Annotated in this window: 23 protein-coding genes and 1 other RNA gene; 16 read left to right on the forward strand and 8 right to left on the reverse strand. The window is 35.2% G+C overall.

Annotated features, from left to right (window positions below):
- The first annotated feature begins 2 nt into the window (after nt 1-2).
- The 3 genes from gap to EV142_RS10250 all read left to right on the forward strand — a co-directional run bounded on the left by gap (nt 3) and on the right by EV142_RS10250 (nt 2,373).
- Nucleotides 3-1,007 (forward strand): type I glyceraldehyde-3-phosphate dehydrogenase, encoded by a 1,005-nt coding sequence (gene gap / locus EV142_RS10240; RefSeq protein ID WP_132035187.1) that lies wholly within the window; start codon nt 3-5, stop codon nt 1,005-1,007.
- A 130-nt stretch (nt 1,008-1,137) separates the two neighbouring features.
- Nucleotides 1,138-1,989, forward strand: a complete 852-nt coding sequence (locus tag EV142_RS10245) for an N-acetylglucosamine kinase (protein WP_132035190.1) — start codon at nt 1,138-1,140, stop codon at nt 1,987-1,989.
- Between the two features lie 9 nt (nt 1,990-1,998).
- Complete coding sequence (locus EV142_RS10250) at nt 1,999-2,373, forward strand: methylglyoxal synthase (RefSeq protein WP_132035193.1); 375 nt, start codon at nt 1,999-2,001, stop codon at nt 2,371-2,373.
- Between the two features lie 78 nt (nt 2,374-2,451).
- Here the strand turns inward: EV142_RS10250 and EV142_RS10255 are convergent, their stop codons facing one another.
- Entirely contained in the window at nt 2,452-2,832 is a 381-nt protein-coding gene (locus tag EV142_RS10255; protein ID WP_132035196.1) for a RidA family protein, read from the reverse strand.
- Nucleotides 2,833-2,921: 89 nt separating this feature from the next.
- A complete protein-coding gene (locus EV142_RS10260) occupies nt 2,922-5,630 on the reverse strand; it encodes a putative LPS assembly protein LptD (RefSeq protein ID WP_164502526.1) in 2,709 nt (902 codons plus the stop codon).
- 81 nt (nt 5,631-5,711) lie between these two features.
- Here EV142_RS10260 and EV142_RS10265 point away from each other — a divergent pair, with 81 nt between their 5' ends.
- From EV142_RS10265 to EV142_RS10295, 7 genes are all read left to right on the forward strand, one after another.
- Nucleotides 5,712-6,839 carry an N-acetylmuramoyl-L-alanine amidase family protein gene (locus EV142_RS10265; RefSeq protein WP_132035201.1) on the forward strand — a complete coding sequence of 376 codons (1,128 nt, stop codon included), beginning with the start codon at nt 5,712-5,714 and terminating at the stop codon, nt 6,837-6,839.
- Between the two features lie 50 nt (nt 6,840-6,889).
- Entirely contained in the window at nt 6,890-7,858 is a 969-nt protein-coding gene (locus tag EV142_RS10270; protein ID WP_132035204.1) for an MlaD family protein, read from the forward strand.
- 5 nt (nt 7,859-7,863) lie between these two features.
- On the forward strand, nt 7,864-9,201 hold the full coding sequence (locus EV142_RS10275) for a (Fe-S)-binding protein (RefSeq protein WP_132035207.1): 1,338 nt from the start codon (nt 7,864-7,866) through the stop codon (nt 9,199-9,201).
- Nucleotides 9,202-9,335: 134 nt separating this feature from the next.
- Nucleotides 9,336-10,127, forward strand: a complete 792-nt coding sequence (locus EV142_RS10280; RefSeq protein ID WP_132035210.1) for a (Fe-S)-binding protein — start codon at nt 9,336-9,338, stop codon at nt 10,125-10,127.
- A gap of 108 nt (nt 10,128-10,235) precedes the next feature.
- The gene (locus EV142_RS10285) at nt 10,236-10,718 is read left to right on the forward strand and encodes an ABC transporter ATPase (RefSeq protein WP_132035213.1); all 483 of its coding nucleotides are present in this window, start codon (nt 10,236-10,238) and stop codon (nt 10,716-10,718) included.
- 269 nt (nt 10,719-10,987) lie between these two features.
- Entirely contained in the window at nt 10,988-12,124 is a 1,137-nt protein-coding gene (gene bshA / locus EV142_RS10290) for an N-acetyl-alpha-D-glucosaminyl L-malate synthase BshA (protein ID WP_132035216.1), read from the forward strand.
- A gap of 22 nt (nt 12,125-12,146) precedes the next feature.
- Nucleotides 12,147-12,569 (forward strand): protease complex subunit PrcB family protein, encoded by a 423-nt coding sequence (locus EV142_RS10295; RefSeq protein ID WP_132035219.1) that lies wholly within the window; start codon nt 12,147-12,149, stop codon nt 12,567-12,569.
- Nucleotides 12,570-12,649: 80 nt separating this feature from the next.
- On the opposite strand, the gene EV142_RS10300 is transcribed toward EV142_RS10295, so the two are convergent.
- Together EV142_RS10300 and EV142_RS10305 are read right to left on the reverse strand one after the other, a co-directional pair.
- A complete protein-coding gene (locus tag EV142_RS10300) occupies nt 12,650-13,147 on the reverse strand; it encodes a hypothetical protein (protein ID WP_132035222.1) in 498 nt (165 codons plus the stop codon).
- A 121-nt stretch (nt 13,148-13,268) separates the two neighbouring features.
- Nucleotides 13,269-14,093: a UDP-2,3-diacylglucosamine diphosphatase gene (locus EV142_RS10305; RefSeq protein ID WP_132035225.1), complete on the reverse strand. Its 825-nt coding sequence runs from the start codon at nt 14,091-14,093 to the stop codon at nt 13,269-13,271.
- 188 nt (nt 14,094-14,281) lie between these two features.
- Between EV142_RS10305 and aroC the strand changes: the two genes are divergently transcribed.
- The 3 genes from aroC to EV142_RS10320 all read left to right on the forward strand — a co-directional run bounded on the left by aroC (nt 14,282) and on the right by EV142_RS10320 (nt 18,992).
- On the forward strand, nt 14,282-15,340 hold the full coding sequence (gene aroC, locus EV142_RS10310) for a chorismate synthase (RefSeq protein ID WP_132035228.1): 1,059 nt from the start codon (nt 14,282-14,284) through the stop codon (nt 15,338-15,340).
- 55 nt (nt 15,341-15,395) lie between these two features.
- Nucleotides 15,396-16,676, forward strand: coding sequence for a dicarboxylate/amino acid:cation symporter (locus EV142_RS10315; protein WP_132035231.1), 1,281 nt, complete (start codon nt 15,396-15,398; stop codon nt 16,674-16,676).
- A gap of 207 nt (nt 16,677-16,883) precedes the next feature.
- The gene (locus EV142_RS10320) at nt 16,884-18,992 is read left to right on the forward strand and encodes a response regulator (protein WP_238698690.1); all 2,109 of its coding nucleotides are present in this window, start codon (nt 16,884-16,886) and stop codon (nt 18,990-18,992) included.
- Here EV142_RS10320 and EV142_RS10325 read toward each other — a convergent pair.
- Nucleotides 18,989-20,239, reverse strand: a complete 1,251-nt coding sequence (locus EV142_RS10325) for a DEAD/DEAH box helicase (RefSeq protein ID WP_132035237.1) — start codon at nt 20,237-20,239, stop codon at nt 18,989-18,991. The two genes, EV142_RS10320 and EV142_RS10325, sit on opposite strands and share 4 nt — an antisense overlap.
- A gap of 132 nt (nt 20,240-20,371) precedes the next feature.
- Nucleotides 20,372-21,409, reverse strand: coding sequence for a formimidoylglutamase (locus EV142_RS10330; protein WP_132035240.1), 1,038 nt, complete (start codon nt 21,407-21,409; stop codon nt 20,372-20,374).
- A 97-nt stretch (nt 21,410-21,506) separates the two neighbouring features.
- On the opposite strand from EV142_RS10330, the gene EV142_RS10335 reads away from it, so the two are divergent.
- Entirely contained in the window at nt 21,507-22,385 is an 879-nt protein-coding gene (locus EV142_RS10335; protein ID WP_132035243.1) for a hypothetical protein, read from the forward strand.
- Nucleotides 22,386-22,438: 53 nt separating this feature from the next.
- On the opposite strand, the gene hutI is transcribed toward EV142_RS10335, so the two are convergent.
- A complete protein-coding gene (hutI, locus tag EV142_RS10340) occupies nt 22,439-23,677 on the reverse strand; it encodes an imidazolonepropionase (protein ID WP_132035245.1) in 1,239 nt (412 codons plus the stop codon).
- 158 nt (nt 23,678-23,835) lie between these two features.
- Nucleotides 23,836-24,885, reverse strand: coding sequence for a glutaminyl-peptide cyclotransferase (locus EV142_RS10345; RefSeq protein WP_132035248.1), 1,050 nt, complete (start codon nt 24,883-24,885; stop codon nt 23,836-23,838).
- Between the two features lie 88 nt (nt 24,886-24,973).
- Here EV142_RS10345 and ffs point away from each other — a divergent pair.
- Both ffs and EV142_RS10355 read left to right on the forward strand, forming a co-directional pair.
- Nucleotides 24,974-25,071: signal recognition particle sRNA small type (ffs, locus tag EV142_RS10350), an RNA gene on the forward strand.
- A gap of 169 nt (nt 25,072-25,240) precedes the next feature.
- Complete coding sequence (locus EV142_RS10355; RefSeq protein ID WP_132035251.1) at nt 25,241-26,044, forward strand: SDR family oxidoreductase; 804 nt, start codon at nt 25,241-25,243, stop codon at nt 26,042-26,044.
- Nucleotides 26,045-26,052 lie beyond the last annotated feature (8 nt).

Below are 26,052 nucleotides of genomic sequence, written 5' to 3' on the forward strand. Positions count from 1 at the left end.
AAATGTCAAAAGTAAAATTAGGAATAAACGGATTTGGACGTATAGGAAGAATCGTTTTCAGAGAATCTTTCAATAGAGATAATGTAGAAGTTGTTGCAATCAATGACTTATTAGATGTAGATCACTTAGCTTATTTATTAAAATATGACTCAGTTCACGGTCGTTTCAACGGAACTGTAGAAGTAAAAGAAGGAAAATTGTATGTAAACGGAAGAAATATCCGTATCACTGCAGAAAGAAATCCTGCTGACTTAAAATGGAACGAAGTTGATGTAGATGTAGTTGCTGAATGTACTGGTATTTTTACCACTATCGAAACTGCAAATGAGCACATTAAAGGTGGTGCTAAAAAAGTAATTATTTCTGCTCCGTCTGCAGATGCTCCAATGTTTGTAATGGGTGTAAACCACGAAACTGCAAAAGCTACAGATACAATTGTTTCTAACGCTTCTTGTACTACAAACTGTTTAGCTCCTTTAGCTAAAGTTATTCACGATAATTTCGAAATTGTTGAAGGTTTAATGACAACTGTTCACGCAACAACTTCAACTCAAATGACATCTGACGGTCCTTCAAGAAAAGACTGGAGAGGTGGACGTGCTGCTGCCATAAACATCATCCCATCTTCAACAGGTGCTGCAAAAGCGGTTGGAAAAGTAATTCCTGCCTTGAATGGAAAATTAACAGGAATGTCTTTCCGTGTTCCTACTGCTGACGTTTCTGTAGTAGATTTAACGGTAAAAGTGGCTAAAGAAACTACTTACGAAGAAATCCTGGCTGTTTTGAAAAATGCTTCTGAAACTACTATGAAAGGTATTTTAGGATATACTGAAGATGCAGTTGTTTCTCAGGATTTTATTTCTGACAAAAGAACTTCAATCGTTGATGCTACTGCCGGAATTGGTTTAAATTCAACTTTCTTCAAATTTGTATCCTGGTACGATAATGAGTACGGATACTCTAGTAAATTGATTGATTTATCTGTGCATATTGCAGGTTTAAAATAATATTATATATTTTTACAAAATCCCGTTATTTCAAAGTAACGGGATTTTTCCCTTTTGTTACTCCTTTAATTAATGTAAAAAATACCCTTTTTATTTAGTTAAAGAAAACCTAATCCAAAAACTAAATAAAATGAAATTAATAGTTGATAGTGGATCTACTAAAGCCGATTGGATTGCAATTGATGATAATGGAAAAGTATTATTCACCACACAAACTTTAGGATTAAATCCTGAAATTCTGGACGGTCCGGAAGTTATTACAAGAATAAGCGATCGTTTTGATATTTTACAAAATAAAAATAATGCAACACATTTGTTCTTCTACGGAGCAGGTTGCGGAACGGAAAGAATGCAGACCGAATTAACACGTATATTTCGTGAATTTTTTGTGAATGCAATTGTAGAAGTTCATGAAGATACATATGCAGCAGTTTATGCTACTACTCCAAAAGGGGAAAAAGCTATTGTAAGCATCCTTGGAACAGGGTCTAACTGCAGTTATTTTGACGGTAAAGTATTGCATCAGAAAGTACAGTCTCTAGGATATATCGCTATGGATGATTGTAGTGGAAATGTTTTCGGAAAAGAACTGATCAGAAAATATTATTTCAATAAAATGCCTAAAGAACTGGCAGTTGAATTTGAAAAAGAATATAATTTAGAGCCTGATTTTATCAAAAACAAATTATACAAAGAACCAAATCCAAATGCGTATTTAGCGACTTTTGCTAAGTTCTTAATCAAACATAAAGACACTGAGTTTTGTAGAAAAATTATCTTCAAGGGGATGAAATCTTTCGTTAAAAACTACATCAAACAATTTGATAACTGCAAAGAAGTTCCGGTGCATTTCGTAGGTTCTATTGCTTTTTATCTAAAAGAAGAATTGCAGGAAACATTTGATAAGTATGAACTTCAATTGGGTAATGTTTTAAGAAGGCCTATTGATGGATTGATCGCTTATCACGTGGCTAACCAATAGTATTGTTTTATGGAAATAGCTATTATTGCGCATGATGGAAAAAAAGCAGATATGGTTCAGTTTTTAAATAAAAATAAAACCCTACTGCTGCAGGAAAATATCAAGCTGATCGCGACTGGAACAACCGGAAGCAAAGCAGTTAATGCAGGCTTTAAAGTTAGAAAAATGCTTTCTGGTCCGATGGGTGGCGACGCTCAGATTGCTGCAAGGGTTGCAGAAGGAAAAACCCAGATGGTATTCTTTTTTAAAGACCCGCTGGCAAGTCATGCCCATGAAGTTGATATTAATATGCTGATTCGTGTTTGTGATGTCCATAACGTGCCCTTAGCGACTAATGAAGCTTCTGCCCAATTGTTATTAAATGCTATTGCATTGCAATTATAGCAATTTACCTATTTACATTATATTAAAAAACCGTTTCAGTGATGAAACGGTTTTTTTTGTTTAATTATTTTTTAAACGCTATTGTACAGCGATTATGGAAATTTCTACATTGACGTTTTTGGGTAAACAAGCCACCTGAACAGTTTCACGGGCCGGTGCTGTTTTTTCGTCAAAATAAGAACCGTAAACCGTATTGATGGCGCCAAAATTATTCATATCCATAATAAAAATAGTGGCTTTGACTACGTTCTCAAAAGTCATATCAGCCGCTTCTAAAATAGCAGCGATATTTTTCATTACCTGATGTGTTTCATCATTGATGTTCTCTGTAATCAATTCTCCCGAAGCAGGATTGATAGCAATCTGGCCGGAAGCATACAGCGTATTTCCTGATAATACAGCCTGATTGTAGGGTCCTATTGGAGCCGGTGCTTTTTCAGTAAAAATTATTTTTTTCATAAGTAATTGATTTTAAATGTCAGAATAGCTGTTTTCTAAGCTGTCAAGTAAAAGTTTACAGCTCAGTAAAGCAGGTCTAAAATATGATTTTATCTGTTGGAAGTGCTTCGTTTGTTCCATTTAATGTCACTAAGAACTCCTGATTTGATTCCGATGAAGAAATTCCAGTTGGAGTTTGTTCCAAGGGGACTCCAGTTAAAAGCCATTCTCCAGCTTAGTAAATCTCTTTCAAAACGAAATTGGGTAAACGTAACTCCTTTTTGTACAAAGTCATAACCAGTCGAAACCCCGCCTTTCCATTTTGGCGTAATATCCATATTAGCAGAAATCATAATCGAATTTCCGGTTATTTTGCTTTCCCGATTTACATTCGAGTAGGTTAGCGAGTAGGCCATCGTCATGTCCCATGGAATTTTTGAATTAAAAAACTCCGTAATTACATTCTCTTCATCATCATCTTTTTCATTTGCAAACTGGCTGTTCCGGGTGTCATTTAAGTCTGTATTGGTACCGAATAAATCATCTTTACGACCACCATTTCGTTCACTTTGCTTGTTTTCCTCTTTTCCGCCCTTATTCGAGAACGAATAATTCATGGTAACATTGGCACTTGTCAGTCTGAATAGACTTCCTCCATTGTCAATATTAAAGGTGTTTATTCTTGTTCCGGAATTGTCAATAGCATAAGGATCAAGAGTGGCTCCGAAATTGACATTCATTTTATTGTCAAAAAACTGGGTTCCTCCGCTTACAAGTACAGGCTGCCATGCTAAAACTTGTTTTCCGTCAGCATCAAAATTATAACTGGTATTCAAATTCAGGTTGTTTAACAACATGATTTTTTTAGGCTCTGTCTTTGTACTGTCACTGTCTCTTACTTTAGCTTCAAAAGTATTGCTTAAAGAGAATCCTACTATGTTAGAATTGTCTTTGCTCGGAGCACCGTAAACACCATTTTCAAAACGGGTATAGGAATTCGTAATTATACCGGAAGCATCAACAGTGTAATTGTTATAATATTTTTCAAAACTTGGCGTATAGGCATATGTTATCGAAGGTCTCATAACGTGACGGATCGACTGGATTCTTTTGTCGGCACCAAAGTTAAAAGTTCCATAAATGGTAGTTCCTAAATTCGTACTGAAATTATAAGTCCTGAAAGCGTCAAAACCATTAACCGTTCTGTCTACCACCTTACTTTGGCTTGTATCGTAACTTCTGTCAATAGTTTTCGTTACCCAGGTTTCCTGATAATTTGTAGAGGCTCCTGCACTAAAATATTTAAATATCTTGAAGTTCGTACTCAACGGTATACTGTGCTGCATACCTATCTGGGCATCTCTGAACATTTGTGGTTTAAAAAATAAGGAATCTGTTGTTGTGATGTTATTTTTACCACTCAGGTTGTATTGCAGATTGATGTTTTTAATGAAACCCTTTTTGACGCCGTCTTTTCCAACAAACGGATAAACACGATCAATACTGGCCTGTAAGGTTGGTAATGTCATAGTGATTTGCTCCGTCTGCGTGTTTTGCGAATGTGTTGCCGTTAAGGAGATACGCGCCTGTGGAATCGTATTAAAGGTTTTATTGTACGATATCGAAGAGCTTAAGGTATTGTTAAGATTTGATCCTACGTTGGCCTGATTGATCGATTGCTTGAAGTATTTACTGCTTCCCATATTTACAGAAGCAGAAAACGTTGAATTTGGATTGGATTTGGTGTCTTTGGAATGCGACCACTGAATGTTGTAAATGTTTTGTTTCGAATAGTCAGGATAGCCTCTTTCGCTATTGATTAAATTCTCAAAACGCACATTTATATTACCCCTGTATTTGTATCTGGTAGCGTAAGCCGATTCAAAACGCATGGCATAACTCCCGTTGGTATAATAATCCCCGAGGACAGTTAAATCATAATTATCGCTTAACGCAAAATAATACCCCATATTCTGGAGTGAAAATCCACGGGTATTCGAGTCGTTATAACTTGGTATAATAATTCCTGAAACACTTTTTTCCTGGCTCATCGGGAAATATGCAAACGGTAAGGCGATAGGAGTAGGGACATCGGCAATAACCATATTGGTTAAGCCCGTGATTACTTTTTTTCCCGGAATGAACTTTACTTTGTTGGTTTGGAAATAATATTCGGGATTGTCAATATCTTTAGAAGTGGTAAAACGTGCGCCTTTTAAAAAATAAACCGAATCATTTTCTTTTTTGGTAACGGCGGCTTTGATCTTAAATTCACCTTGTTCTGTTCTTGAATTGTAGATTAAAGCTTTTTTCGTCTTAAAATTAAATCGAATAGAGTCCGGCTGAACTTCACTCGCTCCCTGCTTAAAGTTGGGATACTGGGTTAAAACTCCCGCTGAATCTCTTATTCTTCCGGCATAAACTTCATCTTTATCGTAATCCAGTACGATAATACCGGATTTCAGCTCAACATCTTTATAATAAAGCTCTGCTTCGTTATAAAGTGTGATTGTTTTCTTTTTCTGATCTATCTTCGCATAATCTTTAGCCACATATCTCACTTTACCATCCAGAAATGTCTTTTTTGGCCTGACGGTATCGAGTTTTATAGTATCAGTGACAGTTATTTCAGGTTTTACTGGCTTATCTGTTTGTTTTACAGCTGGTAAAGTAGTTTTTTTTGTTTTTATCTCTTGCGAATATAGATTACCACATCCTAATGTTAGGAAAAATGATATTAAAACGATATTAAATAAGTTTGTATGCAAAGGTTTAAATGCTATTTTTGTAAAAGTATGGCTTGTTTTTTGACACGTCAAACTTACATATAATTTTTTGTCAAAAATAATCAATTATAAAAATTATAGCAGTTGCCTTTATTAAAATTAACTTTTAGATTTATGAATATACTTAACAAAACTAGACTAATATTTAGTTTTCTTCTAATGATAACGACTTTTTGTTCTTACAGTCAATCGAATGTCTTTAAAGTGACATTGGATGCAGGACATGGAGATCACGATTTTGGAGCAGTTTACAGTGGCAGGATAGAAAAAAATATTGCGCTTGCGATTGTGTTAAAAATTGGAAAAATATTAGAAGCAAGCCCAAATGTTGATGTTATCTATACTCGTAAGACAGATGTTTTTATTGATCTTGTCGAAAGAGCCAATATTGCAAACAGAGCCAATTCCAATATTTTTGTTTCTATACATTGCAATGCCAACAAAAATACGGCAGCCGATGGAACCGAAACCTATGTAATGGGTTTGAGTAAAGTAGCATCCAATCTTGAGGCTGCGAAAAAAGAGAACTCGGTTATTACTTTAGAAAAAGATTATAAGCGTAAATACGAAGGTTACGATCCTAATTCTCCGGAATCAATGATCGGAATGACACTGATGCAGGAAGAATACATGGATAACAGTATTTCATTAGCCGATAAAATTGAGGCAAATTTTGACAGGCTTGGAAAAAAACTGCGCCAGGGAGGTGTAAAACAGGCTCCTTTTATGGTACTTCATAAAGCATATATGCCAAGGGTTTTAGTAGAAACCGGATTTGTTTCCAATCCGACAGAAGGGAATATTTTAAACTCTGAAGAAGGCCAAAATGACATTGCAAAAGCAATCGCTGAAGCTATTATTAGTTATAAAAGAGAATATTTTGGTTCGGGAGTACCGGAAATATCGGACCAGCGACCAGCCAGAGATACTTCAACACCCGCAAAACAAAAAGTAGTTGAAGCTCCTGTTGCCGTAAAAAATGCACCAAAAGGGACTTTCTTTAAAGTACAGCTTATCGCGAGCATTAAAAAAACACCATTGGAGCCGAAAAACTTCAAAGGACTGAAGAATGTGACTGTGTTATTTGAAAACAATATATATAAGTATTTCTATCAGGAAACTTCAAGTTACGATATGGCACAAAAATATTTGCAAGAAGCTAAAGGTAAAGGCTATGGAGCCGCTTTCTTAATTGCATATAAAGACGGAGAAAAAATCAGTATTCAGGACGCCATTAAATAATAGTCACAAGTTCGGATATTTATATTAATTTTGTAGAAACACTTAGAATTTTGAAACTAACAAGAGAAATTAAAACGGCTATTTTAGTCATCGGGTCAATATTACTATTTATTTGGGGCTATAGTTTTTTAAAAGGTAAAGACCTTTTTACGGATTACAAGACATTATATGTAGAATACGATAATGTTGAGGAATTATCAGCTTCAGCACCTGTAACTTTAAACGGACTTGTAATTGGAAAAGTAATTAAAATTACAATCAATGAAACAACGGGTAAATTATTGGTTGAACTTCAGATAAAAACAGATTTTCCTATATCTAAAACCAGTCAGGCGGCTTTATATTCCCCAAGTTTAATTGGTGGAAAACAAATTAAAATTGTACCTAATCTCGCAGATAAAGAATTAGCGGAAGACGGGCAAATACTGCCTGCCGCTGTTGAGCTGGGATTAACAGAGTCTTTAGGAGGCAAGATTGAACCCATTCAGCAAAAACTGGAAAAAATGCTGGTAAGCATTGACGTTCTGGTATCAGGACTGAATAATGTGCTGGACAAAAAAGGACAGGAAGATATCAAAAAGAGTTTAGCAGAATTGAGTCAGACTATGGAACAATTCCACAAGGCTTCAGGAACTCTTAATTCTATTTTAGATACCAATAAAGGTCAGATTAACGGAGTTGTCACCAACTTTAATAAAATGTCAAATAATTTTTCTAAAATATCAGATTCTTTAAACAAAGCTGACTTAGGAAAAACAGTTAGAAATTTAAATCAGACTTTAGCCAAAGTAGATGGTATAATGAGTAACCTAAATTCAGGAAAAGGTACAGCAGGAAAATTATTAAATGATGATGCATTGTATAATAATCTGGCTAAAACTTCAAAAGAGTTAGAGTTATTACTACAGGATGTCCGTCTTTACCCAACACGTTATGTGAATGTTTCTCTTTTTGGAAAGAAAAACAAACCTTATGTGGCACCACCGGCTGAAGACGCAAATTCAAATAGTAAAAAATAATAAATATGAGTTATTTAGATAATATTTTGTTCGCCATACTTTTGATAGTTGGTTTCGGTTTTTTTGCAACGAGCGTAAAAAAAATCATCCGAAACATTAACCTCGGAGTAGATGTAAATCGAAAAGATAATTCTAAAGCACGCTGGAAAAATATGGCTTTGATTGCTCTTGGGCAGTCAAAAATGGTGAGACGCCCTGTTGCCGGTATACTTCATATTTTTGTATATGTAGGTTTTATAATTATTAATATAGAGTTACTCGAAATCATCATTGATGGTTTATTCGGAACCCATAGAATTTTTGCGCCTTATTTAGGAGTCGTGTATGATGTTTTAATTGCTTCGTTTGAAATTTTGGCGCTTTTAGTTTTAGTGGCCGTCATTACTTTCTGGATCAGAAGAAACATTATCAGACTGAAACGTTTTATAAATCCGGATTTAAACGGATTTCCTAAAAGTGATGCCAATTACATCTTGTACTTTGAGATGGTTTTGATGACGTTGTTTTTATTGATGAATGCTTCTGACCTGCACTTGCAAAATGTTCCGGGAGGGTTTTCGCATTTTCATAAAGCCGGAAGTTTTCCGGTAAGTCAATTCATTGCTCCACTATTTAACGGAATGTCGAATGAACTGGTGATGTTATTATCCGAAATATTCTGGTGGCTGCACATTACTGGTATTTTGATTTTTATGAATTATCTGTATTTTTCAAAACACCTGCATATCCTTTTAGCATTTCCAAACACTTATTTTGCAAACCTGAAGCCCGAAGGTCAATTTGATAATTTAGAGTCCGTTACCAAAGAAGTTAAGTTAATGATGGATCCAAATGCAGATCCTTTTGCCGCCGCTCCGGTGGATGAAAATGCAGCACCGGCGAAATTTGGAGCAAGTGATGTTCAGGATTTAAACTGGGTTCAGCTGTTAAATGCTTATACTTGTACGGAATGTGGACGTTGTACATCGTCATGTCCTGCGAATCAGACGGGTAAGAAATTGTCTCCCCGCAAAATCATGATGGATACAAGAGATCGTCTGCAGGAAGTAGGAAAAAATATTGATGCCAATAAAGGTGTTTTTGTTCCCGATAACAAAACATTACTCAACGATTATATAACACCGGAAGAATTGTGGGCTTGTACCTCATGTAACGCCTGTGTAGAAGAATGTCCGGTAAATATCAGTCCGTTGTCTATTATTATGGATATGCGCCGTTATTTAGTAATGGAACAAAGTGCTGCCCCAATGTCATTAAATGCAATGATGACCAATATTGAGAATAATGGAGCGCCATGGCAATACAATCAGCAGGACAGGCTGAATTGGAAAAATGAAAATTAAAATTGTTTAATTGGTTATTTGTTTAACCGTTTAACCGATTATAAAATATTTTAGGTTTTTTACTGGGTAATCATAAAGAAAGAGTTTTACCGATTAACCAAATTGACGATGAACCGATTTAACAAAATAAGAAGATGTCAGAAAGTTTAATAGTGCCAACAATGGCAGAAATGCTAGCCGAAGGAAAACAGCCGGAAGTATTGTTTTGGGTAGGTTGTGCAGGAAGTTTTGATGATAGAGCAAAGAAAATTACAAAAGCTTTTGTACGTATTTTAAATCGTACCAATGTTTCTTTTGCAGTACTTGGTACAGAAGAGAGTTGTACCGGAGATCCTGCAAAACGTGCCGGAAACGAGTTCTTGTTTCAAATGCAGGCCATGATGAATATCGAGGTTCTGAATGCGTATGAAGCTAAGAAAATAGTAACAGCTTGTCCGCATTGTTTTAATACTTTAAAAAATGAATATCCTGAATTAGGTGGTCAATATGAAGTAATCCATCATACAGAATTCCTGAAATCATTAATTGATGAAGGAAGATTAACTGTTGAAGGCGGCCAGTTTAAAGGAAAAAAAATTACTTTTCACGATCCTTGTTATTTAGGAAGAGCCAATAAAGTATACGAAGCTCCGAGAGAATTAATTCAGAAATTAGATGTTGAATTAGTCGAAATGAAGCGTTCCAAATCAAACGGTTTATGTTGTGGAGCAGGTGGTGCGCAAATGTTTAAAGATGCTGAACCGGGAAACAAAGAAGTCAATGTATTACGTACAGAAGACGCTTTAGAAGTTCAGCCGGATATTATTGCAGCGGGTTGTCCGTTCTGTAATACCATGTTGACGGATGGAATTAAACATCAGGAAAAAGAAGGTTCCGTAAAAGTAATGGATATCGCCGAGCTAATCGCGAATGCACAGGATCTTTAGTTTTTTTGAGGTTCAAAGGTTCATAGGTGTAAAGGTTTTTTAGCCTGAAACCCGAAACCTAAAACTTTCAAAAAATCTAAAATCATTAATCTAAAATCTAAAATTAAAATGTATATCCCTTTTGAAAATTTACCTGGTGAATCCAGAATTTGGATTTATCAATCAAACAGAAAATTTTCTGATGAGGAATTTTCTGAAATAGAGTCTGACCTGAAAACTTTTGTTGAAGGCTGGGCCGCACACGGAACAAGTCTTGAGGCTTCTTATGAACTGAAATACAACCGTTTTATAATTCTGGCGGTAAATCAGGACGTGCAGGCTGCTACAGGATGTTCTATCGATAGTTCTGTTGAATTTATTCAGGCATTAGAGAAAAAATACAACGTTGATTTGTTAGATAAAATGAACGTTACCTTTAAACTGGGCGAACATATCGCTCATAAACCTCTGATTGATTTTAAGAAAATGGTGAAAGATAAGTCAGTATCGGAAAATACGATTGTTTTTAATAATCTTGTTAATAATATCGAAGAATACAACGAATCATGGGAAGTCCCTGCTGCCGATAGCTGGCATAGCAGATTTTTCTAAGAGTAATCTATAAAATAGTAAAAGGCATGAAATCTAAATTTCGTGCCTTTTTTTTGTTTTTTAAGTTTGTTTCAGGTTTCAAGTTTCGGGTTCGGTTTTCGAAACCTGACACGTTTTTAAGACCCGTCAGGTTTGCTGTATGAAGAAATAAAAGTCTGGTAATCTAAAGATCTACTAATCTGACAAATCTATTATTCACAAAAATCTAACAATTGAAAACTTCAATTAAACGCTATTTTTGAGTACTTTCGTAGTATTAAATTTAATACATGAAAATAGCAATTGTTTGTTATCCGACTTTTGGCGGTAGTGGGGTAGTAGCCACTGAGTTAGGTCTTGAATTAGCCAGACGCGGACACGAAATACATTTTATTACATACAGTCAGCCAGTTAGGTTGGCACTTCTGAATCCAAACGTACATTATCACGAAGTAAACGTTCCTGAATATCCACTTTTTCATTATCAGCCTTATGAGCTGGCTTTGTCTAGCAAACTGGTTGATATGGTGAAACTATACAAGATAGAAGTCCTTCACGTGCATTATGCAATTCCACACGCTTATGCGGGTTATATGGCGAAGCAAATGCTGAAAAACGAAGGAATTAATCTGCCCATGATTACCACGCTTCACGGAACAGATATTACTTTGGTTGGAAATCATCCTTTTTATAAACCGGCTGTAACTTTCAGTATCAATAAATCGGATTATGTGACTTCAGTTTCCCAGAGCCTGAAAGATGATACGTTGAAATTATTTAAAATCAAGAATAAAATCAGGGTGATTCCGAATTTTATTGAATTGGATAAAATGGTAAAAGATCCGCAGGCACCTTGTCATCGTTACGTGATGGCGAAGGAAAATGAGCGCATTATCACCCATATCAGTAACTTCAGAAAAGTGAAACGTATTCCGGATATCATCAAGATTTTCTATAATATCCAGAAAGAAATCCCGGCTAAATTAATGATGGTTGGTGATGGTCCCGAAAAAGAAAAAGCAGAGGTTTTATGCCAGGAATTAGGCATTCTGGATAAAGTGATTTTCTTCGGAAACAGTAATGAGATTGACAAAATTTTATGCATGACCGATTTGTTTCTGCTTCCGTCTGAAACAGAAAGTTTTGGTTTGGCAGCCTTAGAAGCAATGTCTTGCGGGGTTCCCGTAATTTCAAGTAATTCCGGAGGTTTGCCGGAAGTGAATTTTGATGGTTTTTCAGGTTATCTGAGTAATGTTGGTGATGTGGAAGAAATGGCAGCAAATGCACTGAAAATCCTAAAAGATGAAGCTGTTTTAAAACAGTTTAAAGCCAATGCGCTGGAAGTTGCCAGAAGATTCGATATCAAAAATATATTACCCAAATACGAAGCGTTGTATCAAAGAGCGATAGACGATTATAAAAATTAACATTCATCTTAAATAAGTATAAATGAAAAAAGTTATTTCAGTTTTAGCAGTTTTTGCTCTGGTTTCGTGTGGCGTACAGAAAACATCTGATTCAAAAGCCCTTTATGAGATTTTAACGGTACAGTCTGACGGTGGCGGAAATATCCGGTTTTTTGAAATCCTGACCGAACCAAACGAAATCAAAATGCTGGAAAATGATCCGCTTTTAAAAGATAAAATGAAACAGGACGATATCACTAATTCCAATTATGTGATCCTGAACATGGGAGAAAAAAATACCGGAGGTTATTCCATCGGAATTGATAAGGTAGAAGAAACGGATAAAAATATCATTATTACAGTAAAAGAAACTAATCCGGCTCCGGATTCCATGACCATGCAGGTGATTACCTATCCTTATACAGTAGTTAAAATCCGCTCGAAAAAGGAAATTATTATCAAATAAATTTCACTTAAAGAGTGAACATAAAAAAACCTGTCGCTTAAAACGACAGGTTTCTTTTTACAATTATTTTTTATTTTTATTTAGAATCTGAATTTAACTCCTAAACCAACGTCAAATCCAAAATTGTCATCATCATAATATCCGGAACCAATTTCAGGTCTTGCATCTAACGACAAGGTAATAGGTACCTCTTTAAATCTATATTCGATACCGATATCTCCTGCAGCAAAAACATAAGTTCCGCTATCATTATATCTGGCATTATTGAAACGGTAATCGTAATCCCAGGCAGCTATACCTCCACCGACACCTGCGTACCAGTTAAAACCACCATCAATATTCCATACCCATTGGTAAAGTGCAACTCCTTTAATGGCATCTACATCATGGCTGTTTCTCCATCCTAAATCAAACTCTAACCTGTTTTTTTGATTTAATCCTAATTGATATGATACTTCACCTCCAAATCCGTTGTTGTCTCCAAAACGTATCCCTAAAGCATTTTTAGAAATTTCTTGTGATTGTGCCGTAAAAGCTAAACCTAATAGCATAAGGGCAGATAAAATAATTTTTTTCATAAAATTGGTTATTAATTTTTTTCAAACTTACAATTACTGTAAAAACCAAAACGTATAAAATTATTTTAAATTGTTACATAATTCACATTAGCTGAATTTCTGCCAAAATTCAGATGGAATTTTATTTACTTTTTAAGATAGAAGTAATCAAGTGATTGCTTAGGATATCTTCCATTTCGAAAAGATTTTCTTCTTCCGTAAAATTAGACTGAGAGTAAGAAAATAATTTCCAGCGCTTTTTATGGTACTCTAAAGCAGTTAAGTTTTCAATCCAGTCCCCTGAATTGAGATATAAGGTAGATCCGTGTTTGTTTTCTTTTTGAATTATTTTAGGCTCGTGAATATGACCGCAGATTACGTAGTCATATTTTTTTTCTATAGCCAGGTCTGTTGCCGTGGTTTCGAAATCGGAAATAAACTTTACTGCTTTTTTTACGCTTGCTTTTATTTTTTTGGAGAAAGAATAAGGTTCTCTTCCTAATTTAGATAAAAGCCAATTGATAAAGCGATTCAGGAGAATTAAATAATCATATCCTAAACCTCCAAGTTTGGCTATCCATTTTGAATGTTGTACGGAAGCATCAAAAACATCTCCGTGAAAAATCCAGGCTTTTTTACCGTCGAGTTCTAAAATTAATTTATCAACCAAAGCAAAATTTCCCATGTTCATGTCACTGAACTTTCTTAGGATTTCATCGTGGTTTCCGGTAATGTAGTACACCTTTGTTCCTTTGGAAGCCATTCCGATTACTTTCTGAATAACTCTTAAGTGGTTTTTCGGGAAATAGGATTTTCTAAATTGCCAGGCATCGATAATGTCGCCGTTTAAGACTAATGTTTTCGGTTTTATACTTGATAAATAGTTGTTTAGTTCTTTGGCGTGACTGCCATATGTCCCTAAATGGACATCTGAAATAATGACCAGTTCAACATTTCTTTTTTTCAATTTTTCCTGATTTGAAGTTTAGCAAATAAAAGAATCTTAAACGTATTATATTTTATCAAAAGGTTATCAAATCGACCACAATTTTAATAAATTGTGATTTTTAAGCAAATTAACCTTTAGTTAATATTACCAATTTTAAATTTTTTAATTTAATTCATAAAACTTACATTTGCTCAAAACAATTTACAATGGCAGGAAATAGCTACGGCACTTTATATAAAGTTACAACATTTGGAGAGTCTCACGGTGAAGCTCTGGGCGGAATAATCGACGGTTGCCCATCGGGAATAGAACTTGATCTGGAAGCGATTGAGGTGGAAATGTCCCGCAGAAAACCAGGACAATCCGCAATTGTAACCCAAAGAAAAGAACCGGACAGCGTTCAGTTTTTATCAGGAATATTTGAAGGTAAAACTACCGGAACCCCAATTGGTTTTATTATTCCGAATACGAATCAGAAATCTGATGACTACTCTCATATAAAAGACAACTACAGACCAAGCCACGCCGATTATGTATATGATCAGAAGTATGGTTTTCGTGATTACCGCGGAGGTGGAAGAAGTTCTGCCCGCGAAACGGCAAGCAGGGTAGTGGCAGGTGCCATTGCCAAACAAATGCTGCCGGAAATTAAAATTAATGCCTACGTTTCGGCTGTAGGGCCAATTCATTTAGATATACCGTATCAGGAATTGGATTTTTCTAAAACAGAAAGCAATCCGGTACGCTGTCCCGATGAAAAATCGGCAGCGATAATGGAAGAATATATTCGTGATATTCGCAAACAAGGCGATACGGTTGGAGGAATTGTTTCTTGTGTGATTCAAAACGTTCCCGTTGGTTTAGGAGAACCTGTTTTTGATAAATTACATGCCGAATTAGGAAAAGCAATGCTTTCTATCAATGCCGTAAAAGGTTTTGAATACGGTAGTGGTTTTTCAGGATCTGAAATGAAGGGAAGCCAGCACAATGATTTATACAATCCTGACGGAACTACCCAAACCAACCTTTCCGGAGGAATTCAGGGAGGAATCAGTAATGGAATGGATATTTATTTCAGAGTCGCTTTTAAACCTGTTGCAACCATCATGCAGACTCAGGACTCCTTAGATAATAAAGGAAATATTACACCCATGACCGGAAAAGGGCGTCATGATCCGTGTGTAGTACCTCGTGCAGTGCCAATTGTTGAAGCAATGGCAGCAATTGTTCTGGCTGATTTTTATTTAATCAACAAGACCTATTAATAAATTGTAAGGCAGTGAGGGTCTTATATTTTAATTATAAACAAAAAACAAATTAATGCAAATTACAGAAACCAAAAAAAAATCATTTCTTTCAGGATTAACCGGGCAAATTTTAATTGCAATGGTTCTTGGGGCAATTTTAGGGATTATATTGCACAATTCGATTTCGCCTGAGGCTGCACAATCGTTTAGCAATAAAATAAAAATGCTGGCGACCATTTTTATCAGATTGGTACAAATGATTATTTCTCCTTTAGTTTTTACGACGCTTGTAGTAGGAATTGCGAAACTGGGAGATATAAAAGCCGTTGGAAGAATTGGAGGAAAAGCACTTGGCTGGTTTTTTACAGCTTCTTTTATCTCTTTGTTAATTGGATTATTCTATGTTAATATTTTAGAACCGGGAGTGGGTTTAAAATTAGCACATGTTGATATTGCTACCGCATCAGAAGTAACGGCTAAAACGAAATCAATTTCTTTCGAAAATTTCGTTGAACATATCGTGCCTAAAAGTATTATTGAGGCAATGGCAACCAACGAAATTTTACAGATTGTAATATTCTCCATCTTTTTCGGATTGGCTGCTGCATCATTAGGAAGCACTGTAAAACCGGTTATCAATGCTTTGGATAAGACTTCCCATATTGTTTTAAAAATGGTAAATTATGTAATGAACTTTGCTCCAATTGGAGTTTTTGGTGCTATTGCAGGAGTTTTTGCCGTTAGGGATTTCCAGGAATTAGCGATTACCTATTTTAAATTTTTTGGATCATTTCTAATTGGAATAAGCACCTTGTGGGTGGTTTTGATCGTTGTGGGTTATGTTTTCCTTAAAGGGAGAATGACAGAACTGTTAAGACGTATTATTGGACCATTAGTCATTGCTTTCGGAACCACAAGCAGTGAAGCCGTTTTTCCTAAACTGACAGAAGAATTAGAAGATTTTGGTGTAAAAAACAGAATTGTATCCTTCATGTTGCCGCTGGGTTATTCTTTTAATCTTGACGGAAGTATGATGTACATGACTTTTGCGAGTATTTTTATTGCACAGGCCTACGGTGTACATTTAGATTTAGGAACACAAATGGTTATGCTTTTGGTTTTAATGCTTACCAGTAAAGGAATTGCAGGAGTACCAAGAGCCAGTTTGGTCGTTGTTGCGGCAACTTGCGGTATGTTTGATATTCCTGTTGAAGGTATTGCCCTTATTTTACCAATTGATCATTTCTGTGATATGTTCAGAAGCGCTACCAATGTATTAGGAAATGCTTTGGCAACGTCTGTTGTCGGGCAATGGGAAGACGATAAAGAATCAGAGATAGTTTCAGAAATTTAAATTTATTTTTTCGAAAGAAAAATCTTTACAATTTTGAAGGTCAGAAATAAAAGAAAGCTGTATTTTTATACGAAATACAGCTTTTTTTTTATTTTTAAGTGTATATTTGATCAAATTAGCCGATTCATGCCCCCAATGCGGATTTTTTTACTTCTTTTACTGTTTCTGAATTGTTTAGATAATTCAGTAATCGCGCAATCTGAACATTTGTCAGAGAATAAAATCAATAAACTGGTTCTCGAAGCACTTTCTAACTACAGAGAGTCAAATTTCGAAAAATCATTAATTATCTCCAGAGTTGCCCTAAATCACGCAACGAAAAATAAAAATAATTATCTTATTGCCCGTTCTTATAACATTATTGCTGCCAATTACAGCGAATTGGTTGAATTAGACAAAGCCATTTTCTTTTATAAAAGAAGTTTGTTTTATGCCAATAAAGCCAATAATGATAGTATTAAGAATATGTTATACAATAACTTAGGGAATATTTATTGTTTTGATAAGAAGCAGTACCGATTAGGAATCGATTTTTATAAAAAATCGATCGAACTAAGTTCTAAGATCAAAGACTCCAGCCAGATTTATTTTACGAATGTCAATATTGCATGGTCCTATTTTGATATTGGCCAGTTTAATAAAGGATATCCTTACCTGAAATTTATTAATGCACATGAGAAAAAGTTTCAGGATGATAATACGGTCGTGATTGCAAATATGCTCAACGGTATGTATTGCAGTCATAAAGGCGATAACCTTAAAGCAGATGCTTATTTTAAAAAAGCAATAGAGTTAGGAAAAACCTATGTTGAAAAATCTGATTTGTCTTTTACGCACCTCGAGTATTCAAAATTTTTAAATAAAATTAAAAGAGACAAGGAAGCTTATATAAACCTGGTCGCTTATAATAAAATAACCGAACAAATTTACAATGACGAAAAACTTAAGAAAGCCTCTGTTGCAGGTTTTAATCTGGAGTTAGACGAATATAAAAGACAAATTGATAAAATTGAAGATGAAAAAGATTCACAATATCAAAGTCTGAAAAAATCCAGAATCATTGTTATTCTATTTGTCGTGATTTCATTTATTCTGCTGTTATTGATCATCACTTTGATTAAGAATATCAGATTTAAAAAGAAACACAATTTAGAACTTCTAAAAGCAAAAGAAATAGCAGAAGAAGCCTCATTACTCAAAACACAATTTATTTCAACTATCAGTCATGAATTGCGGACTCCCCTTTATGGTGTAGTCGGAATAACCAATATGTTGCTGGAAGAACATAAGGAATTATCCAGCAGCCAGCATTTGAGTTCATTAAAATTTTCGGCGAGATATTTATTGTCTTTGGTAAATGATATTCTTCAGATTAATAAAATTGAGGAAAATAAGGTGGTACTGGAAAGTCTGACCTTCAATATTTCAGATGAAATTTCGATGATCAAAAATTCACTTTCTTTTCTCTCTCAAAAAAATAACAATAAAATCTCAATCGATATTGACCCTGAAATCCCCGAATATTTAATTGGTGATAAATTAAGACTGGCGCAAATTCTGATGAACTTAGTCAGCAATGCGCTTAAATTTACGAAAGATGGCGAAGTTGAGATTATTATCAATCTGGTTAAAGTAGAAGGGAAATTATACTTTTTAGAATTTCAAATACAGGATAACGGGGTAGGCATTGCAGCTGTAGATCAGACTAAGATTTTCGAAAAATTTGTTCAGGTTGGCAGAAAAGATGAAGATTATCAGGGTACAGGACTAGGTTTAAGTATCGTAAAAAGATTATTAGGGCTTTTTAATACTACTATAAACCTGAAAAGTAATCTTGGAGAGGGAACATTATTTACCTTTACCATTCCGTTCGAATATGATCCGGAAAAAACAAAACGCATTATAGATGAAATCCAGGTAGACCTGACATCAAATGAAGTCTTTAAGATTTTGGTTGTAGAGGATAATGTTATCAATCAGCTGGTTACCAAAAAAATAATTGAAAAAAACAATTATATCTGTAAAGTGGTTGATGATGGTTTTAGTGCTATAGAGATGCTTCAGAATGAGCATTTTGATCTTGTTCTGATGGATATAAATATGCCGCAGATGAACGGATTTGAAACCTCTAAAAGAATTCGTCAGTTAGGTATAAAAACACCTATCGTTGCCCTTACGGCTTTTGATAAGGATGAAATTACGGATGAAGCTATTTCTTCAGGAATGAACGATATTATTATTAAGCCGTTTGAACCGGTTAAACTGTTTAAAATAATTAATTACTTAATATGTGAAACAAAAAACGTTGGTTGTTAATACCAACGTTTTTTGTTTTGCTTAGAAGCATTTGATTTTCTCGACTTATGAGCACCACCGCTTCGGTTTGAATTGTTTGGTTTTTCTGTCGTTGCTTCAGGAGCGCCGGAATGCCATTGATACGGATGATCGGTAATGATTTTCACATCAACTTTTATAAGTTTCTGAATGTCTTTCCAATATGGTTCCTCATCTTTACTGCAAAATGAAATCGCAATTCCGCCATTTCCTGCACGTCCCGTTCTTCCAATTCGGTGTACATAGGTTTCAGGGATATTAGGCAAATCAAAATTAATTACAAAGGGCAATTGATCGATGTCAATTCCTCTCGCCGCAATATCAGTAGCAACAAGAACGCCAACTTCTTTATTTTTGAAAGCATCCAAAACACGTTGTCTTGCATTTTGAGATTTATCTCCGTGAATTGCTTCTGCCGGAATATCTTTTTTACGCAATGCTTTTACCACATTATCAGCGCCGTGTTTGGTTCTTGAAAAAACCAGCACGTTTGATAAATCCTCATTTTTTATTAAATGATAAAGTAAATTTCTTTTTTCCGTTTTCTCTACAAAGTAAACGCGCTGTTCTACATTTTCAGCAGTCGATGAAACTGGTGAAACCTCTACTTTTGCAGGATCCTGTAAAAACATTTCTGCCAGTTCGCGAATGGCAATAGGCATTGTCGCGGAGAACAATAAAGTCTGACGGTTTTTTGGCGTTAGTTTTACAATCTTCTTTACGTCGTTTATAAAACCCATATCCAGCATTTGATCTGCTTCATCCAAAACTAAAGTGTGAAGATGATCTAAATCAATAAAACCCTGCTTTTGCAGATCAAGCAATCTTCCCGGAGTGGCAACCAGAATATCAATTCCGTTTTTTAACGTATCCACTTGTGGATTTTGTGAAACTCCTCCAAAGATCGTTAATTGCGTTAAGTTGGTGTATTTTGCATACGTCTCAAAACTTTGTCCAATCTGAACCGCTAATTCACGTGTCGGAGTAACTATAAGAGCACGAATTACTTTTGCTTTTTTAGAAGAACCAACAATTCGGTGCAGCTGATGTATAATTGGAATAGCAAATGCTGCTGTTTTTCCGGTACCGGTCTGCGCACAGCCAATTAAATCCCTTCCTGCCAAAACAATCGGAATAGATTGTTCCTGAATAGGTGTAGGGTTTAGGTAGCCTTCTTCAAATACGGCTTTTTGTATACTTTTTGAAAGTGATAAATCTTCGAATAACATATCTTAGGTATTAAGAATTTAGTTTTAAGTACTAAAATTCTGTGCAAAGATAGCTTTATTCAGTCAATCGTCTATTTGAATCCGGTTTTATTTGGCAAATGGGCTAATTTTCAGCTGCTGTAATTTACTATCTTAAATTATTTCGTTGTTGGCTTTTATAAAATCAGTTATTAAATAGCCAATTAATTTCCCAATCAAATGATTGTTTGGTGATTGGTCCAGATCGGGCGCTCCTTCGCAAATATGTAAGTAAGTGGCATTTTTATGTTCTCCGAAAAATGAAACAAACTGACGCAGTTCTTCGATCGAAAATCCGCTGATAGTCATCGCGCTGCTGGCAATGTTGGGTATTGCATCAAGATCAATTTCAATTCCAAACGGATCTGATTTTACAAAATCCAATGCATAAATCATTTCCTTATAAAATTCTTTTTCTTTTCGAATGTTTACGCTGTCATACGTGTTGTAGCGGACGCGGTCTTCCAGTTTCTTGATAATATCCAGTACACTTTTGGAAGTATAATTTTCGTGTAAACCAAAAATGAAATATTTTTTTAAGAAACCTTCTTCGTAAGCATAAGAGAATCCATTACCGCTGTGACGGCCTTCAAGGATTCTGAAATCAGAATGAGCGTCAAAATTAATCGCGTTCACGGGTTTTCCTTTTGCAAGCGCGGAACCTTTTATGTTTCCGTAAGCATTATTATGGCCTCCTCCGATTATAATTGGCGTTTTGCCGGCCTTTACAATATTAAAGATGATATGAGAAACTTCTTTATCGATTTTTTCTACTAACTGACTTAATTTCGAACGGTCATCAATATCATTGAAATCAAGATTTTCTACCTCGCGCATTTCTTCCGAAACATTCATTTGTCCTAAAACAATGATCTGACTTCCTTTTGCAAAGCGGTTGTGCTGAATGTTAGCAATACTTTTTATGGCGCTTTCCCAGGCCGATGCTGCCCCGGGTCTGCCATAATTAGCGCGTACCCCAATATCTTCGGGAATTCCCAAAAGAACGTATTTAGCCTCACTTTCTTTCAGAAAATCGATTTGATCCACTCCTTTTGGAATGATAATCATCTTTTCTCCGAACTTTATTTCACCACTTCGATGATTTGTGACTTTTGCTAAATCATTAATAGTAAAAGGAATTAATTTATCCATAAAAAAAAATTATTGTCCAAAAATAATATAATTGTACTAACTTACGTTATTAGCTTATATTAATTCTTAAATTTGTTATTAAAGAAAATTATTAAATATGGAAAACCCAAAGAACAACAACTCAAGTCTAAAAGCGGTAATCGCAGTTTTAGCAGTCCTACTTATTGGTAGCTTAGTGTATATTTTTAAATTATCATCTGATACAGATGGAGTTAAAACAGAACTTACCACAACTCTGACAGAGAAAGAATCTGTTATGAAAGATTTACAGGAATTAAAAGCAACTTATGATGCTGCCATTGCAGAAAACACTTCTATGTCTGATGAATTAATTCAGGAAAGAGATAAAGTAGTTGCATTAATGGATGATTTAAATAAATCTAAAGGTGATGTATCTAAATACAGAAACCAAGTGCAGGGAATGCAGACTAAAATGAAAACTTTAGTTGCTGAAAACGATGAATTGAAAAAACAAAATGGTGTTTTGACAGTTCAGAGAGACAGTACTATTGTGGTTTTAGGAGAATCTAAAAAATTCAACGAAGTTTTAGTAGGTCAAAACGAAGAATTAGCTAAAACAGTTGAAAAAGGTTCTAAACTATCTGTTTTGAATACAAAAACGGCTGCTTACAAATTAAGAAGCTCAGGAAAACAAATCGAAACAGATAAAGCAAGTCGTGCAGACGTTCTTAAAATAAGTTTTACTATTGCTGAAAACCAAATTGCTAAATCCGGAGATAAAACGTATTACGTACAGGTTATCGATGCAAAAAACAATGTTTTGGGAGATAAGAAAACAGAAAGTTTTGGTGACAACACTTTAACTTACAGTTTTAAAACTACAGTTCAGTACGAAAACAAAAGTGTAAATGTTGTTGAAGATTTACCTGGTAAAGATTTCGCTAAAGGAACTTATTTCATCAATGTTTTTGATAATGATGAGTTAGTTTCTAAAACTAGTTTCTCTTTAAGATAAGAAAGACATTCATTAAAATAAAAAAAGAGGAGTTTTTAAACTCCTCTTTTTTTTTATGCCAAAATCTTTCCTTCCAGAAAAACACTTTCAATCAGGTTGCTTCCAAAAGCATAGGGAATCTGATAATAGGATGAAATTGGTTTTGTAAGGATAAAATTAGCTTTCTTGCCTTTTGTAATACTTCCATGGGTTTCCGAAAGACCCATTGCATAAGCTCCGTTTATTGTAGCTGCATTTATAGCTTCTTCTGGAGTCATTTTCATTTTGATACAAGCAGTAGCTACCACAAAATTCATGTTTCCGGATGGAGTAGAGCCGGGGTTAAAGTCGGTTGCCAGAGCCAAAGGCAATCCCGCTTTTATCATCTCGCGGGCAGGTGTGTACGGAATGCTTAAAAAATAAGAACAGGACGGTAAAGCAACAGGCATTGTTTGGGTGCCTTTTAAGGCTTCAATGTCTTCCGGGTTCATGACTTCGAGATGATCCACAGAAAGAGCTTTAAAATGTATTCCCGCCTGAATTCCTCCAATAGAATTAAACTGATTCACATGTATTTTCGGAATCAGACCATATTGTATTCCCGCAGCCATGATTTTTTCAGTTTCTTCCACAGAAAAATAACCGGTTTCACAAAAAACATCAATATAATCAGCGAGTTTGTTTTTTGCAATTTCAGGAAGCATTTTGGTGATGATCTCATCGATATAACCGGCTTTGTTTTCTTTATAATGTAACGGAAAAGCATGAGCGCCCAAAAAAGTGGCTTTTATGGAAATGGGATAATTTTCTGCCAGTTTTTTAATCACACGAAGCATTTTTATTTCTCCTTCAGTTGTTAAACCATAACCCGATTTTATTTCAACCGCTCCGGTTCCTAAATGCATGACTTCTTCTAAGCGGCGTTTAGATTGCTCGTAAATTTCCTCTTCCGAAGCTGCGTTTAATTTAAGAGCTGAATTTAGGATTCCGCCGCCGCGATTGGCGATTTCTTCGTACGAAAGTCCGTTGATACGATCCACAAATTCCTGCTCGCGGTTGCCTGCGTATACGATATGCGTGTGACTGTCGCACCAGGAAGGCAAAACGATCCGTCCTGTGGCATCAATAATCTGATCCGCTTTTATTTCAGGAAGATTTTTCATTTCACCGAAATCTGCGATTAGATGATTTTCTAAAATTAAATAAGCATCTTTGATTGTTGGAAGTACTGCCATTTCAGCTCCTGAAACTTTAGCAACAGACGTTTCCCGAACCTGCAGCAGTTCTTTTATATTGGTAAGTAAAGTTATCATGATGTTGATTTAGTGTATTATATAATGCTGTTTTAATGTGATGTAGAAGAAAAATAAAAACACAAATTTCACAAATTATCACTAATCAATTTGTGAAAATCTGTGAAATTTGTGTTTTACTATTGGAATTTAAAAATTGAAAATTTGTTTTTTAATTGTTATTCTGAAACCGTTATTTCAAACATTTTCTCCCAGTATTTACCGGTAATGAAAATAGTTTTGGTTTGCGGATTGTAAGCAATTCCGTTTAAGACTTCCGCTTGCGGATGTTTGATGAATTTACGTAAATCAGACATATTCAAAATTCCTTCCACTGCTCCGGAAGTTGGATTTACTACAGCAATAGCATCTTTTTGCCATACATTGACATAGAATTTCCCGTTGATATATTCCAATTCGTTGATCGCTTTTATTTTTGAAGTTCCTGAATACACATTGATGTAATCAATTAATTTTTGATTCGCCGGGTCCATTTTCCAGATTTTCTCTGTTCCGTCAGAATGATAAATGTATTTTCCGTCATTTGTCATTCCCCAGCCTTCAAGGTCTTTGTCGTATTTGAACGTTTTTTCAAGTTTAAATGTTTTGGCATCGTAGATAAAACCTGTTTTTTCTTCCCACGACAATTGAAATAATTTTCCGTTAATAAACGTAATTCCTTCTCCGAAATAATCTTTTGGCAAATCAACCTGCGTAATCACCTTACCGGTTTTATAATCTACTTCTCTAAAATAGGAATCTCCTTTTTGTCCCGTGCTTTCAAATAAAACACCATCGTGAAATTCCAAACCTTCCGTAAAAGCTTTTGTATCGTGAGGATAGGTATTCAGGATTTTATATTTCAGTAATTTAGGTTCAATATCAGAAACCAATTCGATTCTTTTGGTCGCATCAGACCAATCAGAGCCGTAATAAGCGGTTGCTTTTAAGTATTGATATCCTAATTTTTGATCTTTTAATTCAAATTTGAATTTCTCGGCACCTTTTGTGCTTCCCACCCTTTTATCGTTTACAGCATAAACAATACTGTCAATTTCTTTCGAATTTGGATTTAAAATGGCGATAGAGACTGCTTCTTTTGATGTAAAATGTGCCGGAAAAGCCGAATCATCTATTGTAAATAAAGAATTTTCACCTTTTTTTGCACCGTTACATCCAATTAATGTGATTCCTAATAAAATGACAGCTAGGAAGTTATATTTTTTCATAGTTAAAAATTTGAATAAGCCAATATACGACGATATTTTTATAGCAACAAAGCTCTTGCAAAAATATAAAAAGATTGTATATTTGCACCGGCAAGTCCTACACGACCAGCTCCTGCAGACTCCCCCAGGATGGGAACATAGCAAGGGTACGTGGTTGAGCGGTGCGATGTAGGTCGCTTGCCATTTTTTATTTTATTCAAATTCTTTTTTAGAATTAATACAAAAGCGGTCTTCCTTATGGAGGATTTTTTTATTTTTGGAACTTCGTAAAATTTAAAGTTATTTGTTGAAGCTATAAGTTTTACCTCAATGAACCAACTCATAACTTATAACTCAAAACTCATAACTTTTCAAAATGAATAAAGTCATTTTAATTACCGGAGGATCATCAGGGATTGGAAAATCTATTGGAGAATTTTTAAATCAAAAAGGATTCACCGTGTACGGAACCAGCCGAAATCCTGAAAAAGTATTTAATTCTGTTTTTCCCCTTGTAGCTTTAGATGTCCGAAATGCAGCATCCATACAAACGGCTGTAGCAAAAATTATTGCAACAACCGGACGTTTAGATGTGGTGATCAATAATGCCGGGGTTGGAATTACCGGGCCTTTGGAAGAAATTCCGATGGAAGAAATCAAAAATAATTTTGAAACGAACTTCTTTGGTCCAATTGAAGTTATGAAAGCCGTTTTGCCCCAGATGCGCGAACAAAAATCAGGTCTGATTATCAATATTACTTCTATCGCAGGTTATATGGGATTGCCGTACAGGAGCGTTTATTCGGCTTCGAAAGGGGCGCTGGAACTGATTACCGAAGCCTTGCGTATGGAAGTTAAATCTTTCGGAATCGATATTACCAACGTGGCACCGGGTGATTTTGCCACCAATATTGCCGCAGGGCGTTATCATGCCCCTGTAATTTCAGGTTCTGCTTATGAAAAAGTGTATGGAGAAGTGCTGTCTACCATGAACGAACATGTAGATGCCGGAAGCGATCCGAACCAAATGGCGGAAGCCATCTATAAAATTATGCAGTCTAAAAAACCAAATGTACACTACAAAGTGGGTGTTTTTATGCAGAAATTTTCAATCGTATTAAAGCGAATTCTTCCTGATACGGTTTATGAGAAGATGTTGATGAATCATTATAAACTATAAAACTCAAA

This window comes from Flavobacterium circumlabens (genome assembly GCF_004345565.1).
GTDB lineage: Bacteria > Bacteroidota > Bacteroidia > Flavobacteriales > Flavobacteriaceae > Flavobacterium > Flavobacterium circumlabens.

Excerpts from the sequence above, each read along its gene's own strand:
- EV142_RS10285 (WP_132035213.1), top strand. The coding sequence starts at position 10,236 with ATGTATATCCCTTTTGAAAATTTACCTGGTGAATCCAGAATTTGGATT.
- EV142_RS10275 (WP_132035207.1), top strand. The coding sequence starts at position 7,864 with ATGAGTTATTTAGATAATATTTTGTTCGCCATACTTTTGATAGTTGGT.
- hutI (WP_132035245.1), bottom strand. The coding sequence starts at position 23,677 with ATGATAACTTTACTTACCAATATAAAAGAACTGCTGCAGGTTCGGGAA.
- EV142_RS10255 (WP_132035196.1), bottom strand. The coding sequence starts at position 2,832 with ATGAAAAAAATAATTTTTACTGAAAAAGCACCGGCTCCAATAGGACCC.
- EV142_RS10280 (WP_132035210.1), top strand. The coding sequence starts at position 9,336 with ATGTCAGAAAGTTTAATAGTGCCAACAATGGCAGAAATGCTAGCCGAA.
- EV142_RS10325 (WP_132035237.1), bottom strand. The coding sequence starts at position 20,239 with ATGTTATTCGAAGATTTATCACTTTCAAAAAGTATACAAAAAGCCGTA.
- aroC (WP_132035228.1), top strand. The coding sequence starts at position 14,282 with ATGGCAGGAAATAGCTACGGCACTTTATATAAAGTTACAACATTTGGA.
- gap (WP_132035187.1), top strand. The coding sequence starts at position 3 with ATGTCAAAAGTAAAATTAGGAATAAACGGATTTGGACGTATAGGAAGA.
- EV142_RS10245 (WP_132035190.1), top strand. The coding sequence starts at position 1,138 with ATGAAATTAATAGTTGATAGTGGATCTACTAAAGCCGATTGGATTGCA.
- EV142_RS10315 (WP_132035231.1), top strand. The coding sequence starts at position 15,396 with ATGCAAATTACAGAAACCAAAAAAAAATCATTTCTTTCAGGATTAACC.
- EV142_RS10345 (WP_132035248.1), bottom strand. The coding sequence starts at position 24,885 with ATGAAAAAATATAACTTCCTAGCTGTCATTTTATTAGGAATCACATTA.
- bshA (WP_132035216.1), top strand. The coding sequence starts at position 10,988 with ATGAAAATAGCAATTGTTTGTTATCCGACTTTTGGCGGTAGTGGGGTA.
- EV142_RS10250 (WP_132035193.1), top strand. The coding sequence starts at position 1,999 with ATGGAAATAGCTATTATTGCGCATGATGGAAAAAAAGCAGATATGGTT.
- EV142_RS10265 (WP_132035201.1), top strand. The coding sequence starts at position 5,712 with ATGAATATACTTAACAAAACTAGACTAATATTTAGTTTTCTTCTAATG.
- EV142_RS10355 (WP_132035251.1), top strand. The coding sequence starts at position 25,241 with ATGAATAAAGTCATTTTAATTACCGGAGGATCATCAGGGATTGGAAAA.
- EV142_RS10330 (WP_132035240.1), bottom strand. The coding sequence starts at position 21,409 with ATGGATAAATTAATTCCTTTTACTATTAATGATTTAGCAAAAGTCACA.
- EV142_RS10335 (WP_132035243.1), top strand. The coding sequence starts at position 21,507 with ATGGAAAACCCAAAGAACAACAACTCAAGTCTAAAAGCGGTAATCGCA.
- EV142_RS10300 (WP_132035222.1), bottom strand. The coding sequence starts at position 13,147 with ATGAAAAAAATTATTTTATCTGCCCTTATGCTATTAGGTTTAGCTTTT.
- EV142_RS10295 (WP_132035219.1), top strand. The coding sequence starts at position 12,147 with ATGAAAAAAGTTATTTCAGTTTTAGCAGTTTTTGCTCTGGTTTCGTGT.